General features: G+C 50.0%; 16 protein-coding genes, 2 tRNA genes and 2 pseudogenes. 10 read left to right on the top strand and 10 right to left on the bottom strand.

Annotation, left to right across the window (positions count from 1 at the left end):
* The first annotated feature begins 60 nt into the window (after positions 1-60).
* The 5 genes from NNO03_RS19170 (at position 61) to NNO03_RS19150 (ending at position 6173) form a co-directional block, all read left to right on the top strand.
* The gene (locus tag NNO03_RS19170) at positions 61-2193 is read left to right on the top strand and encodes a TonB-dependent siderophore receptor (RefSeq protein WP_271450250.1); all 2133 of its coding nucleotides are present in this window, start codon (positions 61-63) and stop codon (positions 2191-2193) included.
* A 9-nt stretch (positions 2194-2202) separates the two neighbouring features.
* The gene (locus tag NNO03_RS19165; protein WP_271450249.1) at positions 2203-3213 is read left to right on the top strand and encodes an ABC transporter substrate-binding protein; all 1011 of its coding nucleotides are present in this window, start codon (positions 2203-2205) and stop codon (positions 3211-3213) included.
* 164 nt (positions 3214-3377) lie between these two features.
* Complete coding sequence (locus NNO03_RS19160) at positions 3378-4433, top strand: ABC transporter substrate-binding protein (RefSeq protein ID WP_137383295.1); 1056 nt, start codon at positions 3378-3380, stop codon at positions 4431-4433.
* Positions 4420-5424: an iron ABC transporter permease gene (locus NNO03_RS19155; protein WP_271450248.1), complete on the top strand. Its 1005-nt coding sequence runs from the start codon at positions 4420-4422 to the stop codon at positions 5422-5424. Before NNO03_RS19160 ends, NNO03_RS19155 begins: the two co-directional genes overlap by 14 nt.
* The gene (locus tag NNO03_RS19150) at positions 5421-6173 is read left to right on the top strand and encodes an ABC transporter ATP-binding protein (RefSeq protein WP_271450247.1); all 753 of its coding nucleotides are present in this window, start codon (positions 5421-5423) and stop codon (positions 6171-6173) included. Before NNO03_RS19155 ends, NNO03_RS19150 begins: the two co-directional genes overlap by 4 nt.
* Here the strand turns inward: NNO03_RS19150 and NNO03_RS19145 are convergent.
* Positions 6142-6882, bottom strand: a complete 741-nt coding sequence (locus NNO03_RS19145) for a substrate-binding domain-containing protein (RefSeq protein ID WP_271450246.1) — start codon at positions 6880-6882, stop codon at positions 6142-6144. The two genes, NNO03_RS19150 and NNO03_RS19145, sit on opposite strands and share 32 nt — an antisense overlap.
* Positions 6883-7130: 248 nt before the next feature.
* Here NNO03_RS19145 and NNO03_RS19140 point away from each other — a divergent pair, with 248 nt between their 5' ends.
* On the top strand, positions 7131-7928 hold the full coding sequence (locus NNO03_RS19140) for an MBL fold metallo-hydrolase (RefSeq protein WP_271450245.1): 798 nt from the start codon (positions 7131-7133) through the stop codon (positions 7926-7928).
* A gap of 67 nt (positions 7929-7995) precedes the next feature.
* On the opposite strand, the gene NNO03_RS19135 is transcribed toward NNO03_RS19140, so the two are convergent.
* The 5 genes and pseudogenes from NNO03_RS19135 to NNO03_RS19115 all read right to left on the bottom strand — a co-directional run bounded on the left by NNO03_RS19135 (position 7996) and on the right by NNO03_RS19115 (position 9508).
* A tRNA-Val gene (locus tag NNO03_RS19135) sits at positions 7996-8072 on the bottom strand.
* A 3-nt stretch (positions 8073-8075) separates the two neighbouring features.
* Positions 8076-8152 (bottom strand) — tRNA-Val (locus NNO03_RS19130).
* A 198-nt stretch (positions 8153-8350) separates the two neighbouring features.
* Positions 8351-8595: pseudogene (locus tag NNO03_RS19125) on the bottom strand (glutathione peroxidase); the annotation flags it as partial.
* On the bottom strand, positions 8594-9142 hold the full coding sequence (locus NNO03_RS19120) for a GNAT family N-acetyltransferase (RefSeq protein ID WP_271450244.1): 549 nt from the start codon (positions 9140-9142) through the stop codon (positions 8594-8596). The pseudogene NNO03_RS19125 and the gene NNO03_RS19120, both read right to left, overlap by 2 nt.
* 33 nt (positions 9143-9175) lie before the next feature.
* Positions 9176-9508 carry an EmrE family multidrug efflux SMR transporter gene (locus NNO03_RS19115; protein WP_271450243.1) on the bottom strand — a complete coding sequence of 111 codons (333 nt, stop codon included), beginning with the start codon at positions 9506-9508 and terminating at the stop codon, positions 9176-9178.
* Positions 9509-9771: 263 nt separating this feature from the next.
* Here NNO03_RS19115 and NNO03_RS19110 point away from each other — a divergent pair, with 263 nt between their 5' ends.
* A complete protein-coding gene (locus NNO03_RS19110; RefSeq protein ID WP_202038756.1) occupies positions 9772-10320 on the top strand; it encodes an AAA family ATPase in 549 nt (182 codons plus the stop codon).
* A 221-nt stretch (positions 10321-10541) separates the two neighbouring features.
* Here NNO03_RS19110 and NNO03_RS19105 read toward each other — a convergent pair whose 3' ends face one another.
* Positions 10542-11876 (bottom strand): PLP-dependent aminotransferase family protein, encoded by a 1335-nt coding sequence (locus NNO03_RS19105; protein ID WP_271450242.1) that lies wholly within the window; start codon positions 11874-11876, stop codon positions 10542-10544.
* A gap of 104 nt (positions 11877-11980) precedes the next feature.
* Here NNO03_RS19105 and NNO03_RS19100 point away from each other — a divergent pair, with 104 nt between their 5' ends.
* The 3 genes and pseudogenes from NNO03_RS19100 to NNO03_RS19090 all read left to right on the top strand — a co-directional run bounded on the left by NNO03_RS19100 (position 11981) and on the right by NNO03_RS19090 (position 13897).
* The gene (locus tag NNO03_RS19100) at positions 11981-12871 is read left to right on the top strand and encodes a DMT family transporter (RefSeq protein WP_271450241.1); all 891 of its coding nucleotides are present in this window, start codon (positions 11981-11983) and stop codon (positions 12869-12871) included.
* 63 nt (positions 12872-12934) lie between these two features.
* Positions 12935-13121 (top strand): annotated as a pseudogene (locus tag NNO03_RS19095) (dihydrodipicolinate synthase family protein); the annotation flags it as partial.
* 80 nt (positions 13122-13201) lie between these two features.
* Complete coding sequence (locus tag NNO03_RS19090) at positions 13202-13897, top strand: alpha/beta fold hydrolase (protein WP_271450240.1); 696 nt, start codon at positions 13202-13204, stop codon at positions 13895-13897.
* 558 nt (positions 13898-14455) lie between these two features.
* On the opposite strand, the gene NNO03_RS19085 is transcribed toward NNO03_RS19090, so the two are convergent.
* From NNO03_RS19085 to NNO03_RS19075, 3 genes are read right to left on the bottom strand one after another with little or no spacing between them, the layout of a single operon-like run.
* Positions 14456-14770 carry a hypothetical protein gene (locus tag NNO03_RS19085; protein ID WP_271450239.1) on the bottom strand — a complete coding sequence of 105 codons (315 nt, stop codon included), beginning with the start codon at positions 14768-14770 and terminating at the stop codon, positions 14456-14458.
* Positions 14771-14782: 12 nt separating this feature from the next.
* Entirely contained in the window at positions 14783-15052 is a 270-nt protein-coding gene (locus NNO03_RS19080; RefSeq protein ID WP_271450238.1) for a hypothetical protein, read from the bottom strand.
* Between the two features lie 11 nt (positions 15053-15063).
* Complete coding sequence (locus NNO03_RS19075; protein ID WP_271450237.1) at positions 15064-15543, bottom strand: outer membrane beta-barrel protein; 480 nt, start codon at positions 15541-15543, stop codon at positions 15064-15066.
* Positions 15544-16378 lie beyond the last annotated feature (835 nt).

Here is a 16378-nt window from a genome sequence, read left to right as displayed (position 1 = left end):
AAGAGAAGGCGCTTGTGTTAGCGACCGCCAGTCTTTCTATCTAACGAATTGAATCAACACATGTTAAATTGCAAAATCACCCCAATTGCCTCCGGGTTGCTGACGTTTTCTTGTCTTGCCGCCCCCCTGTCGGCCCATGCTGATGACACCATTACCGTGACTGCCTCCGTATCTGCTCAATCTTCGTTTCCCGAGCAGGAGCCTGCGGCGGCGGAAAAAAAGGCGACGATCGGTAGCCTGGGCCAGCGAGTGTTAATCGATGTTCCGTGGTCGGTACAAACACTGTCGAAAAAGGTGATTGATCAGCAACAAATCAAAGATGTTAAGGATGTTTATCGCTACATACCGTCCGTTCAGGGAGAGGGTGTTCGACCACAAACCCGTGGCATGCAAGGGAGCGTGGTGCAAAACCATATGATTGATGGGCTGAATGCCGTTTCCACCACCGAATATCCGACAGAGCAGTTCCAGAATATAGACGTACTGAGCGGTATCGCAGGCTCACTGTACGGGCCAGCCAACCCGGCGGGGATGTTTAATCTGGTCTCGAAACGCCCTCTGGATACGCCACTGCATCGGGTTACCGTAGGGCAAGGTACAGGGTCAGGAACGCTGGCATCAATGGATTTCAGCGGGCCTGTCGACGCGGGAGACAGAGTGAAGTACCGCCTCAACCTGATGAATGATGAAGGGCACAGTTACACCACCGATAGTCATGTTCGTCGGCAGTACGCGGGATTGGGCCTGGATTTTCAGTTGACCGATAAAACCGTGCTGGAGAGTAATTTCAGCTATTACCATTATTACGAAAAAGGCATGCCGGGCAGCTTTGCGCTGGCAAAAGGCGTGCAGTTTCCTTCGGCATTCGATCCGACTAACAGTAAATATGGTCAGTCGTATGCGGGTCATGATGATGAAACGACTACCGCGGACATGCACATCAAGCATGATTTTGACGGTAACTGGATGCTGGATCTGGGAGCCTTACACCAGGTTGCTGACCGTGAATCGACGGCGGTAACCAATACCCTGACGGATAATCGGGGTCACTACACCACCACGACCTCGAATTCAGCGGCCAGTCGCTTTACGATCAATAGCTATTTAGCGAACCTGACCGGCAGCATTGATTCTGGCTGGTTGACGCAGGATATCGCGACCGGAATGCGCGGATTTGTATGGAAAAACTATAACCCGAGAAATGGGGGAACCTTTACGCTGGGGCATTCTTCACTTGATCAACATCCCGACTATCCACGCCCGCCTTATCCTGACTTTACTAATCGCTATCATTCGGCGACCACTACGCAGCATGCATTTCTGTTAAGCGATACGCTGCATTTCACTCCGCAATGGAGTTTGTTGCTGTCAGGTAGCGAAAACCTGTTTACCGTCAGCAACTATAACAAATCCGGTCATGAAACCAGTCGCCAAAAGGATAACGGCATGAGCTGCTCCACCAGCCTGATGTATAAACCGGTTGAGAAGGTCACGCTGTACACCACCTGGGCTGACAGTTTGCAGCAGGGGGATACCGCACCGGCCGGGGCCAGCAACGCAGGACACGTACTGGATCCGTATCGCAGCCATCAGGTGGAGGTGGGGGCAAAATATGCGCCCGTCAAAGATCTGCTGCTCACCGCTGCACTATTTGAAGCAAAACGTCCCTTTGCTTATACCAACGACAACGGTGAATTTGCTCAGGACGGTACGCAGAAGAACCGTGGGCTGGAACTGATGGCTGATGGGCATATCACGGAAAATTTACGGGTGTTAGGGGGAGCCGCCTGGTTGGACCCCATGCTGCACAACACTGCCGCCAGTAATGCAGATGGTAAGCAGGTTGTCGGCTTGCCACGCTTTACCTCGAATGTGCTGGCAGTCTATAGCATTGAACAGGTTCAGGGACTGGATGTGGATGCCAACGTGCATTACGTCGGACGTCGGGCTACCGATAACGCGAATGATACCTGGGTAGGCAGTTATACCACGGTGGATATTGGTAGCCGTTATGCCACCAGACTGTGGAACACACCCACGACTTTCCGGTTTGATATCACTAACCTGACTGACCGCCGCTACTGGACCAACATTGTCCCCGGCGCGTTGACGGGTTATACGGGGGCCGGGGCGGCCAGCGCGCAACTTGGCGCCCCACGTCAGGCGCAGATTTCTGTTCAGGTTGATTTTTAAGGATTGCTGATGAAAACGTGCCACACATGGCTGCTCTGTGTGTGGCTGGCGTTTCCCGCCCTGGCCACGCGTCAGGTTGTGGATGATGCCGGTCACACTGTCACCGTCCCCACACAGGTTCAACGTATTGCGGATAGCTGGTTTGCCCATCACTCGGTGCTGATGACGCTGGGGGCGGGACGTCAGATTGTCGCCACCGTCAACCACCCACAGAGCCAGCCGTGGATGTTCAAAATAAACCCATCGCTTAATCAGGCCTTACAAATTCACGGGACGTCATTCAATAGCGAGGCCCTGCTGGCTCTGCATACCGACGTACTGTTTGTCGCAAAGGGCAAGGGGGATGCGCAGAGTTACAACCAGGCGGGTATCCCGACGCTGGAAATGGCATTTACTGATTATCCGTCGATGGAAAAGTCAGTCACGACCACGGCGGACGTGTTGGGTACGGACCAGGCGCGCGCCAGGGCGGTGGCATATAATCAATTTTTAACCCGCACTATTGCGGATGTTCGCGCTAAAACGGCGACGTTAGCGGAAAATCAGCGCCCGCGGGTTCTGCACATTCAGTCGCTAAACCCACTGAAAGTCGACGGTAGAAACACGTTGATTGATACCTGGATTGCGCTCTCTGGTGGGCGGAACGTCGCCGGGGAAGTGGACGGTAACATGAAAGAAGTCTCACCCGAGCGGGTGCTGTATTGGCAGCCGGAGGTGATTATTCTCGGGGCGGGATGTGGCGATATTGCCAGTTCACCTTATGCCGCGTTGTTCAAAGAACTTAACGCGGTGAAACAGGGCAAAGTCTGGCGCAATCCGGCGGGCGTCTTCCCTTGGGATCGCTATGGAACCGAAAGTGCGTTGCAGTTGCTGTGGGCCGCGTCAAAACTGCATCCAACACTGTTTAGCGGTCTGGATATGGTTAACGTAACCCGCGATTTTTACCGCCAGTTTTTTGATTATTCGCTTAGCGAGGCGCAGGCGATGCGGATTTTAGCCGGCCTACCCCCACAGGGGTAAATCGGGAAGCGCAGACGGGCAAATGCAGGCCAGTTCAGGTTTACACGCTGTATTTGCCGTGACGAACCGCGTGGCGGTATACCGTGCCTGGCGATAATGGGTTGCCAGTTATCACGTTATATAATTTAATGCATATCGAATTTTTCCCAGTCCAGATGGTATCTATGTTAACGCTTCGCTCTTTTGTGCTGGTTTGCGCCAGCATGTTTTTTGCCTTTTCCGCGCAGGCGGATCGCACTATCACCGATCAACTTGGGCGTCAGGTTACGATCCCTGACCATGTCGATAAGGTGGTTGTTCTGCAACACCAGACGCTGAATATACTGGTGCAACTGGATGCTGCGCAGGATATCGTCGGCGTGATGTCGAGCTGGAAAAAACAGCTTGGGCCTGAGTTTGCCAGGTTTATGCCGACAATAACTACGCTGCCTACGCCTGGCGATCTCACCAGCGTGAATATCGAAAGTCTGCTGGCGATTCATCCACAGGTAGTGTTCGTCGCCAACTATGCGCCCGCCGAGATGATCCAGCAGATTCAGAATGCCGGTATCCCGGTGGTGGCTATCTCGTTACGTCAGGATATTGCCGGGCAACAGAATAAAATGAACCCGACGATGGCTGATGAAGAGCAGGTCTACAACGACGGTTTAAAGCAGGGGATCCGCCTGATTGCGGATGTGGTAGGGCGTAAAACGCAGGCGGAAACGCTGATCAATTACGTCTTTACGGCGCGAGCAAAATTCAATGCACCAGTTGCAGCCATACCGGAAGCGCAAAAGGTTCGCATTTATATGGCTAACCCTGATCTTATGACCTACGGTTCCGGGAAATACACCGGCCTGATGATGCAACATGCGGGTGGGTTAAATGTGGCGGCGGCCAGCGTGAAAGGCGCACGTCAGGTGGCGCTTGAGCAGGTGCTGGCGTGGAACCCGCAGGTGATTTTTGTTCAGGACCGATATCCGCAGGTGGTCACTGAGATCCAAAACGATCCTAACTGGCAGGGCATTGATGCGGTGAAAAATCATCGCGTCTGGTTGATGCCTGAATATGCCAAAGCCTGGGGCTATCCAATGCCGGAAGCGTTGGCGATAGGTGAGCTGTGGATGGCTAAAAAACTTTACCCGGATGCCTATAAGAATGTCGACGTGGATGCACAGGCGCAGGATTACTACCAACGTTTTTATCGTGTGAACTGGCAGTCTGATGCTGCTAAGTAAACGGGGTTTCCCCCTGCAATCATTACTGATAGTAGGGGTGTTGGTGCTGGGGGTTAGTTCGCTGTGTCTCGGACAATATCCGCTGTCGCTACGTGACGTGTTTTATCAACTCACCCATTTTGGCGATGCGCAGGATATTGCCAGTCAGGTGATATGGACGGTCAGACTACCGCGTATTCTGATGGCGTTGCTGGCGGGTGGTGCGCTGGGATTGTGTGGTGCTACCTTGCAAGGGGTGTTTCACAACCCATTGGTCGACCCGCACATCATAGGCGTAACCTCGGGGGCGGCCTTCGGTGGGACGCTGGCTATTCTGCTGGGCCTTGAGCCGTGGCTGATGATGGGGTCAACCTTCTTCTTCGGTCTGGCGGCGCTCATTCTGGTGTATGCCATTGCGGCCTTACAAGGGCTGGAAAATACGCTGGTGCTGATCTTGTCTGGCATTATTTTAAGTGGTTTTTTTGCCGCGTTGGTGAGCCTGATTCAATACCAGGCCGATACGGAAGAAACCTTGCCCAACATCGTATTCTGGCTGCTGGGCAGTTTTGCCACGGCTAACTGGCATAAAGTCCTGCTGCTGGCGATCCCGGTATCCATTGCGGCGACGATGTTGTACCAGTTGCGCTGGCGGATAAATCTGTTATCGCTCAATGATAAAGATGCTAAAGCGCTGGGCGTGGCGGTGGTCCCGCTGCGGCGTAGCGTGCTGGTGTGCTGCGCGTTTTTAGTTGCTGCTCAGGTGGCGGTCAGCGGCAGCATTGCCTGGGTCGGGCTGGTTATTCCCCATCTTGCGCGGCTGCTGGTGGGGGTTGATCATCGTCGCTTGCTCCCGTGTGCATTCTGGATGGGGGGCGGTTTTATGATTGCGGTCGATGATATCGCCCGCACCCTGATGCATGCGGAAATACCGCTGGGGATCATCACCGCGTTGCTCGGCGCACCGCTGTTTGCCTTCTTACTCATTCGTACCAGTCGTCGGGGGAAACAATGACATCTGTTGCGCTCAGCGTGAATCAGCTTAGCTATGGCTATCGCTCTCCACTGTTTGACCCCCTCACTTTTCAGTGTGAGCAAGGCCAGATCTGGGCGGTGCTTGGGCGAAACGGTCTGGGCAAGAGCACGCTGCTGGATACGCTCACGGGCACGCGACCCGCACTGGGCGGGAGTATTGACGTTCATGGGGGGATAGGCATTGTGGCCCAGCATTGCCATCTGCCGTTTCCCTATACGGTGAGCGATGTGGTGTTGATGGGGCGGGCGCAGCACGTAAAATTGTTTGCTCAGCCCAGCCGTCAGGATCAACAACGGGCGGAGCAGGCGCTGGAACAGCTAAACATTGCGCATCTCGCCGCCACATCGTTTAGCTCACTTTCTGGTGGTCAGCAGCAACTGGTGATGATTGCCCGCGCTCTGGTTACGGAATGCCAGACGCTGTTGCTTGACGAGCCATGTTCAGCGCTGGATCTTGCTAATCAGCAGGTCGTGCTACAGCTCATCAGCGATTTGGCACACCGGCAGGGCTGTAGCGTGCTTTTCTCGACGCACGATCCGTTGCACGCCTTACAGATTGCAACCCATACGCTGTTGTTGCTTCCCGAGGGCAAATGGCTGGCAGGGCCGACAGACGGCGTGGTGACAGAAGACAATCTGTTCCAGGCCTATGGCCTGCCATTGCGAAAATTCAGTGTGGAAAACTATCAGACTCCGTTTATTGCGCCGCTGTTTGCGATCCAGCGCTAACGGGCAAGAAACCGGCGGCGGTCAGCAACGCCTGGCCGTCGTGGGCAAGCATAAATTTAACCAGTCTCATCACTTCCTCAGAAGCATCGAGCACCGCGAGTTGGTATTCACACAAGATGTTCTGTTCAGCAGGAATAGCAACGTAGCGAACATCGGACAGTGAACCGAGTGCTTTTGCATAATGCGCGTAACCAATAAACAGATCGGCCAACCCCTGGCGAAGAATCCAACTGCTTGCCAACTCACCAGGCGGGATGCTGAGCGTATCGCGGCCGCCAACCAGTGGCAGGGCGCGTGCACGAAGCTGTCGTCCAAGGCCCGGTTCCAGTGCATCCATGTTGTCGAATAATGCCCAGGTATAATCACCGGAAGGGTCGCAACCCGGTGTGGATGTGCCAATACGCAGTGCCGGGTCGCGAAGTAAATCCAGCCATTCACCGCGCCGGTTGGTGACCAGACCCAGTTGATTCCAGCACAGTGTATGCGTGGAAACGGCCTGGCGTGTGTCCAGTAGCCGTTGCGGATGTGCCCGATTTGCACTGGCGAACAGTGCACACGGTTCCCCGGCTTCAATACGCTCGCGTAGCAACCCTGCCGGGCCATAGCCAACGTTGACCTCAATGCCGCTAAGGCGGGTGAACTGATTGAGCAGTGGGGTAAATGCCAGTCGTAAACTTCCCGCAGCAAGGAGGGTGATTGAAGAGGGCATGAAATCTGATCTCTGGGCTATGGCGGTTAGGCGAAGAAGATGAATGATACGCTCTGTACAAGGGATTTTGAAGGCATCTGGTGACGCGGTTCCGCTTGTATCATTTGGTGTCGTAGTCACATTCATCGGGGTATTTGATCCAGGGTGCGGTGGGATGCTGACGCTATCTTTTTTTGTTCTATGCTTTGACCGTAATGAAAAGATCCTGAACGGGAACGGAAGAGGGCATGCGTGCAGGGGGAAGACAAATGACAATCTTGTGTAAGACCTGCGGGACGTCCTATGACGATGCGCAAGGGGCGATAACGCATTGCAAAATCTGCGAAGATGAGCGCCAGTATGTTCCCGTTAGCGGGCAATCATGGATCGATCCAGCCGTGCTTCACGCGACGCATACGAATAAATGGCAGCAGCATGAGCATTTGCTACTGAGCATTCAGACTGTGCCACGGTTTGCCATTAACCAGCGGGCATTTTTGCTACGCACCCCGCAGGGGAATGTGCTCTGGGATTGTATTGCGAATCTGGACCCGGCCACGCAGACGCTCATCACCGCGCTGGGTGGGTTGAGCGCTATTGCTATTTCGCATCCTCACTACTACTCCACGATGCAGGATTGGGCGGCAGCATTCGATGCACCAATCTATCTGCATGCTGACGATCGCCAGTGGATTATGCGTGACAGTCCCTCTATTCGGCTGTGGGAAGGCGATGTGCATAAATTGCTCCCTACCGTGACGTTGTTACGTCTGGGCGGACATTTTGCGGGGGGGAGTATTATGCATATTGATGATGGAGAGGGGATAATCCTCGCGGGCGATATTCTGCAGGTCACCCCCGGTGCGGATGCAGTGTCGTTTATGTGGAGCTACCCCAATATGCTGCCATTGTCGGCAAGCGCGGTTATCCACATTATGCACGCGTTGCAGGATGTCAGATTCGACCGACTCTATGGTGCATTTGAAGGTCAGGATATTAAATTTAATGCCAGACAGATTGTGGAGCGATCGGTGCAGAAGTATCTTACATGTCTGCGCAAAGAATAGGGCGAATTTCAGGAGAACGTTTGAGAATTTTCGAAGTAGAAAAGCACCAAATCAAAGGGATATGATTTGGTGCGTCCGAGTGGACTCGAACCACCGACCCCCACCATGTCAAGGTGGTGCTCTAACCAACTGAGCTACGGACGCAAATGGTGCGTTCAATTGGACTCGAACCAACGACCCCCACCATGTCAAGGTGGTGCTCTAACCAACTGAGCTATGAACGCAACGTTGTAGGTGACAACGGGGACGAATATTAGCGGCACAGACCGAATGAGGCAAGAGGGAATTAGCATTTTTCTGCATGTTTTCACGCGATTGCAGAGTAATTAAGCAAGTTGATTATATTTTGTTGATTTTGCAGCGTGTTTTTTATTCAGACAGCGAACTGGAGCAGGCAGGGTCGGATTGAATTACAGGGGCGCTCAGACTTTAAGCGCGGTAAGGATAGTGGTTTCTATTTTCTCTGGGGTAGTGAAGGGGTAAAACGCTTGAGCGGCTTGCCGTCACGCCCGATCAGGAACGTAGTAAAATTCCACTTGATCCGCCCACCCAGCGCGGCGGAGAATTCGTCTTTCAGGTAACGAAATACCGAGTGCGTAGCGGCACCGTTGACTTCCACTTTCTCAAACATCGGGAAGCCCACACTGTACATTCCATCATTTATATTAACCAACCTGACGAGCGTTCCATTCGTCGCGCGTGATTTCCCAAAGTTCAGAATCCAGCAACCCGCTGACATACTCTTTCTTTTCCGTCTTGATAAGCCGCATGCCGCTACTGTCCGAAATTCGTTTGGAACGGATATTGAGAGATGCTTTCGGCGCACGCAATACCGTCTTATTTAACGTATTAAACCAGTAATCCGTAGCGACATTACTGGCCTCACGCATAAAACCCTGCCCCTGATATTCCGGATCTAACCAAAATCCACGGTTATTATCCTCAACGTCATAAAGGCAAATTAAACCTATTAGAGCGTCAGGGGCCTCACGGAGTCTGATAGTCCAGATCCACGCAATCCCTTTTTCCATATCAGGCAGGGCAACGTTATTGACGTAATTCTCCGCGCCGTTATCAGGATAGGGCCAGGGTACTGAGGAAACCATATAGCGAACTATCTCCCAGCGTGGATAAAGCACCTGAATCTGCGAGGCATCTTCGGCTTCTAATGGTTTTAACAGCAAGCGTTCCGTATGGAGTTTTGGTATTTTCATATGCGCTTTTCCTACTTGAGCAAGATAAGAGAATCAATGTAGGGAGGATTTTGAAAAAATATTAATAACCAGAACCCCAGCACAAATAAGAAGCATGCCTGCGATCGCTGGAAAATCAAGTTTTTGCCCACTGACCAACCAGCCCAAAAGGCTAATTAATACGATTCCAGCTCCTGACCAAATTGCGTACGCAATACCCGTCGGAATGGTCGACAGAGTCTGGGAGAGAAGATAAAAGGCGGTGCAGTAGCACACAATAGTTGCTACAGATGGCCATAGGCGTGTGAATCCGTCAGAGAACTTCATCAGGGTTGTACCTATGACTTCAGCTACGATGGCCCCGGCAAGGAAAATGTATGAATTCAAAATCTGATCCTATGTGACAATCTAAAGCAAATATCGTAGCACAAAGGGGTGGGTGAGTTTGAAAACAGCCCGAACGACTACTGAAACGTCCGTTTCATGGCATCTAGCGAAGCACTGCAAGGTTCGCTTTGAGCGGGAGCAGATATTCAATGGGGATATAAAATATAGCTAGTAAAACCGTCAACAAGTAATCTGGCAACTCGTGAAACGTGCGCCATCAGTATTGCTGCTTTATCGCGTCTATAAATGTATAGGAGGGTTCAATGTCTTCAGCTTTTCAACATCGTTTCATTCTTACAGGTGGTCCTGGGTCAGGCAAAAGCACGATAATTGATACGATTAAGAAACGAGGGTTTTGGTGCTCTAAAGAAGCGGGAAGAGGCGTTATACAAGATCAGGTGAACATAGGTGGCAATGCATTACCGTGGGCCAACCAGACTGCATTTGCAGAGCTCATGCTATCCTGGGAAATGCGTTCGTGGCACGAAGCTGAAGGGCAAACACAACCATGCTTATTCGACCGTGGCGTTCCTGATGTTGTAGGTTATTTAAGCCTTTCTGAACTTACCATACCGAGGCATTTGGAAAATGCCATCGAGAAATTTCGCTATAACCGAACCGTATTTATTGCACCACCCTGGCGTGACATATATGTACAGGATACAGAGCGTAAACAATCTTTCGATATCGCCATAGCGACATATCAGGCAATGGTGAAAACATACCGTACGTATGATTATCAGTTGATTGAATTGCCATGTGTTTCTGTAGAGGATCGTGTGGATTTTATCCTTTCCAGGATAGTACGTTGATAAAATATCAACTACGCGTAATGACGAATCACCATACCTGAATCTGTCGCATTCCAGTGAATATACAACTTCCGTTCCTGGCACGGAGTGGACTAACTAACGGATCTGAAGGTCCGCTGTGAGCGAAAAACGGACGTTCACATAATTGTTTATATAGTGAACTTTCTCGTTTTAGCTGCGTAAAATTAGCTTTTTTGATTACTGAACCCTTACCTCTGCAATTAACGATATTGTTCATTTTCAAGGGCGCTGCGTACTTTCAACAATGCTTTGTACAAGTTCTCAATCGAGACAGAGCCAAGCGCTACCCTAATAGCCTGGGGAGTGGTCTGTGATGTGCAGAAAGGTTCGGCAGTTGAAACTGAAATATGGCTATCCATCAGAACTTTAACGACACGATCGGCCCGTGATTCATCGGAAAGTGGCATCCAGGCAAAATAGGAGCCCGGATGCGTAATACAGGGGATGTCGCCCAGGACATCTCTGAGCACAGCTTGTCTATGACGGGCATCCTGCCGCTTAAGTTCTTCGAAACGTTCAACGGTGCCATCCTGTATCCAGTTGCATACCAGCGTGGTCATCAATGATGGGGTATTCCATGTTGTTGCCCGGACGGCCCTTTCGAGGGCGGGACGGTATGCTTCAGGGCACACAACGGCGCCAACCCGAAGACCAGTGGCAACATTCTTTGAATAGCCGGTGACGTAAACCGTACGCTCAGGTGCGTAAAATGCAATCGGTGGAGGGGGGCGTCGGATCAGGTACGAATAGGCGGTATCTTCAATAATCAGTAAGTCATGCTGACGGGCAATGGCCGCCAGATCCTTTCTCTGGCAATGTGTCAGCACCCATCCCAGGGGGTTATGTAAGGTTGGCATGGCATACACTGCCCTGATATGTCTTTTCTGACATAACTGTCTGAGTACGCTGAAATCCGGCCCATTGGTCAGGGACGGGATCGCGATGAGTTCAAGATGGAACAACTCGGCCAGGACTTTAAACCCCGGATAGGTAAGTGCATCCACAGCTACAACGTCTCCAGGCCTCAGCAGCCCCATTGCTGTCACCGTCAGCCCATGTTGTGCGCCATTCACAATCACAACATTGTCCGCTGTCGGTTTAAATCCCCTTCCTGACAGGTGTTCTGCAATGATCTCTCGCTCAGAGAGCCTGCCTGCATGAGGCTGGTAACGCAGGTGTGATTCGATATCCCCAGCGGTAGATATCTGCCGGAGTGCGTCGCGCAGCAGCTCACCTTGCCCTGGCAGAGCAGGATAGTTGAAATTCAGATCCAGCACATCCGTTGCCACGGCAAGCTGGTCGATACCATGGCCATAAGGCAACGAAATTTCTCGGACAAATGTCCCCCGACCGGTCTCACCGCTGACAAGGCCCATTGCTTCCAGCTCGCTGTAGACCCGTGTTGCCGTAGCCAGCGAGATATGTTCCTGAGCAGAAAGATCGCGGTGAGTCGGCAAACGGCTGCCGGCCAGGATTTTTCCGCTGCGAATCATCTCCGCAAATTTATCCACGATGGCTTTGTAACGCGCTTTCATCAAATGTATCCATGACAATAATTTGATTGTATCAGATTACTGAGATTACCATCCGCCTGACAAATGCTCAAGCCTGCGGGCAAAACGTAGATAACGAGGTCAACTTGGTTAATTCAGTGGTACATAAAACCGATCCCAGCTCAGTTTCCGGCTGGGTTAACGGCCTGTTGGGTGTCGTGATCTTTAGTGGTTCTTTACCTGCCACGCGTGTTGCCGTACTCGATATGGATCCGTTCTTCCTGACATTCCTCCGTGCTTCCATTGCTGGAATAGTGGCTGTCATGTTGATCTTCGGTTTCCGGGAAAAACGCCCACACGCATCGCACCTCATCCCACTTGTGATCGTGGCAGTGGGCGTGGTGATTGGCTTTCCGCTACTGACGGCGATGGCGTTGCAGCATGTCACCTCTGCCCACTCGATCGTCTTTCTGGGTCTTCTGCCTCTGACAACTGCGACTTTTGGCGTCCTGCGGGGTGGCGAACGGCCCAAACTGGCCTTCTGGATCTTCTCAGTGATTGGCAGTCTGCTGGTGATGGGATTTGCTCTCTCGCGAGGTGCCTCTGTTTCGCTTACCGGTGATTTACTGATGCTGTCGGCGGTGATTGCCTGTGGCCTGGGTTATGCCGAGGGTGCCAAACTGACCCGCATATTGGGCGGATGGCAAGTTATCAGCTGGGCGCTAATTATTTCTCTGCCCTTCATGCTCATCGCGTCCTTGCTCACCATGCCAGCCACATTTTCCGGCATCGGAACGTCAGCCTGGGTCTCGCTGGGGTATGTGTCGCTCTTCAGCATGATGATTGGTTTTATCTTCTGGTACAAAGGGCTGGCAATCGGAGGCATTGCTGCGGTCGGACAGCTGCAACTTCTACAACCTTTCTTTGGTTTGTGTCTTTCAGCCACGCTCCTGCATGAAACCGTCAGCCCCCTGATGGTGCTGATCACACTGGGAGTCATTCTGTGTGTGATCGGCTCCCGTAGGTTCACCCGATAAGAAACGCTCCCCGGAAACCATGCTGGTTTGGGAAATGATTATTTCTTTTATAAGGAAGCAAACATGTTTACTGGTCTGAGTGCATTTCCCCTTACGCCCCTTGTCGATGGTGAAATAGCAGAAGCTTCATTTGTATCGTTGATTGAGAAACTGACTGACGCAGGAGTGAATTCTATCGGCGCTGGGTTCGGCAGGAAGTTATGCCTATCTGGCTCGTGAGCAACGGCTCAGAGCTACAAGGCTGGCGGTGAGCACCATTCAACCTAACATTGCATGAAGTAATCGGGTTTGATACAACGAATAAATCATATCGCAAAAGCGCATACGAAGATGATTTCTAGCCTCTATTTCCAAGTCCCCTTTCATGGCAAAACAATTCATGCTGAAAGCACATTTGGGCGCAATGGACATGTACTGATGCTTCATGGTGGAGGCAAAGATCGGACCGTTTTCTACAAATACCGAGATCTTCTGGATAATCTAGGTTTTGGAACGACGATATTCGACTTTTTAGGTCATGGTGAAACAGGGGGAGACATTCACGAATCTTCTCTTTTTAATCGTACGATGCAAGCAGAAGCTGTGATCGCTTCCCTAGGGCAGGTGCTTACAGGTTGTATGGGCATCAGTATGGGTGCTTACAATGCACTTCAACTTAGCAAAACGTTGCAATTCCAATCTCTCATCCTTATGGTTCCGGGTGTCTACTCAACACCTGCGTATAAAGTTAAGTTTGGCCCTGATTTTTCTGCAATCATACGACAACACAGGAGTTGGGAACATACAGATGCATGGGACATTGCCGCTGAGTTTAACGGGAATTTACTGGTTATTGCTGCCGAAAATGATGTAATCATTCCCTCAGAAATTCCAGAAAAGCTATTATCCTCTGCATCATGCTGTTGTCAAAAGCAACTTCTGACCATTCCCAAAGCTGGACACAATAATATTTGGGAAAATGTAATACTATCACCTGTACTATACGAAAACGTACGCTCGGCCTTTAAGCATTGTTTATCTATTTGATTCTACGTCCGCTTCTGACACGCAACGGACAGGCTGCGTGGTCATTGGGTCTGCTTAGAGCGACAAGCAGAAAATAGCATATCTTTGAAAGTGGCCAAATTTAGCTACCCACTACAGTGCAAGATATAAAAATGCCCCCGATGATGGTTGGGGGCTGTAGAAATTACCCTACTACGACTTCTTGCACTTACTTCATGGTGATATTGTCGTGTTGTAGTATTTTTAAAATGTCAGAAAAATTTCTTCAAACAATGACATTACGCTGATAATTAGCCAAATGCAGCTAACGCCAACTATTGAACTTACGCATATTTCGTATTTATGGTACTTGCCACGTTCAATCGCAAGGTCAATTAATTGTTCAACTTGTGTTAATGAGAGTGACAACACAATGATGACCCAACCAGAAATAATCCAGTGACCTAAAGCAAGACTAATGAAACCCGACATCGTAACCCGCTTAATTATGGGGAACACCACAGACGGACTAACTACAGCCCAGACCATGCGAACTACGGGTTTATCCGTATCGTCTGGAAAAGGATGAGCGTTTAGCTTTTATTTTGCATAACCCTGGAACTGATTTTTATCATCCATGACGGCAATCTTGCCATTTGCATAGACGATATAAGAAAACAGCCCTTGTTGATACACGGTCGCATCTTTGTTGGTTTCTGATACCGCTGCTGGTTTGCTATCCACGGTAAGGCCATTCTTAGTTACTTCTAACTTCATCCCCTTCCACTGTTTCACACCTGCTTTCTTTGCTGAATGGGTGTGTGGTTCAGAAACTTTTGTGGTTGCCTGAACGGAGTAAGAAATCAGTGCAGAAGAAATAGAAAAAGTAATAATCGCAATTAATTTTTTCATCATATTCACCTAAACTTAGTCACCAAAGAATTTATCTAATTTAGACTTGTGCTTTTTCTTGTGGCTATCGCCACTACCTTCTTTGTAAGCATCAGCCATAGTGTTTGCACTTGTCAGGGTAGCGCTGGTTTGCTGATACTGACGCTGATTAGCCTGGTCCTGTTCATAGCAAATATTTCTGTCAACGCCATGAGCTTCACACTCACTTAAACGCTGGTCAAGACTCTTACAGCCGGAAAGTGAGACTACGGATAAAGCACAAACTACCATCATCAAATATTTCATTTATTAATTCCTTAGAATTTCCATCCAGCGCCAATAACAACGCTATTAACCTGTGAACCAAAAACCTTAGACCCTTCATAACCCGCATCAAGAGTAAATCCAGAAATGGGGGTTACCTGGATACCAGCGCCGTATGCGAAGCCGGTAGAAGTGTCGGTATCACCATCTTCTTTTACGGCACCACGACCCACACCAATCATCACGTAAGGCTTCAGAACATCATTCACACGGTAGCTGGCACCGACCAGAGCGGAACCATAGCCACGGTCAATGTCATCGTCACCGTTCGCCGTTACCGTCAGAGATGAAATTACCCCCAGATCCATTTCATTGGGTGTATAGCCGTACTTGAAGTTCACACCATTAAAGCTGTTGCCCGCTGTTTTAGTGTGCGCATATCCGCCTGTTACTACATTCTCTGAATCAGCAAGAACTTGTGCAGAGAATGCCGCTATCAGTGTGAAAATCATAGTCAGCTTACTATTTTTCATTTAACTATCATCACCTTATTAATTGATTCATATCAAATGCATGTTTTAATGTAAAACACTGTAAACATGGTCTTCGTCAAATCATAATCAAAAATTTAATTCTGGATGAGTGAATTTTTTTATTATCTTGCTACGTATACCTTCATATGAAGGGCAATGACGAACTGTGGAAAAATGACGCCACTGATACTGTGGAACGGATTGAAAACATTGAAATTAATTATGATATTGGAATGTTAATAACTGTAAACGCGAAGTTATTATAAACATCACGTGTTAAAATACCGGATTTGGAAAAAAGGTGGTATGACTATATATACAGTAATGGGACCATCCTTATGGTGTCGTTTGTAATGACGAAATCTATATTTATTGCCTCAATGGCGGAGCATTGGGCCGCCAAAATTGGGTATGAACTGCCGATACATAGGATCAAACCTGCCAGTTACCCTAGGAAAATTTGCCATGAAGCAGCAACAGAGCGTTATCCCGATGTGATACGTGTTGAATAGCAATCTGCCTGGCTTACTCTCCCTATTACAACCGGTTTACCACAAGTGCTGGAACTTCCGCTTCTGGCACGGAGCGGCCGGTCACACGCTAGACAGTGATCCCCATGATCCTGATGACGCTCTGCTGTGAAGCAGTTTTGAAATAGTCGCTTTTAATTAAGGTCATGCCCTGTTTGCGGTAGAAATTACAGGCGCGTGTAGTGGTCAAGTAATACTGGCCACGGTTTTACAGTAAAAATGGTACCTGTTCTCGGACTCTTCCGGTGTCAACCCACCGTTATAATGGTGAGGTCTGACACTGTTGTAGTAGTTCAATATGTAAT

Source organism: Citrobacter sp. Igbk 16 (assembly GCF_028069755.1).
Classification (GTDB): Bacteria; Pseudomonadota; Gammaproteobacteria; order Enterobacterales; family Enterobacteriaceae; genus Citrobacter.
This window is presented reverse-complemented; position numbering and strand designations above follow the sequence as displayed.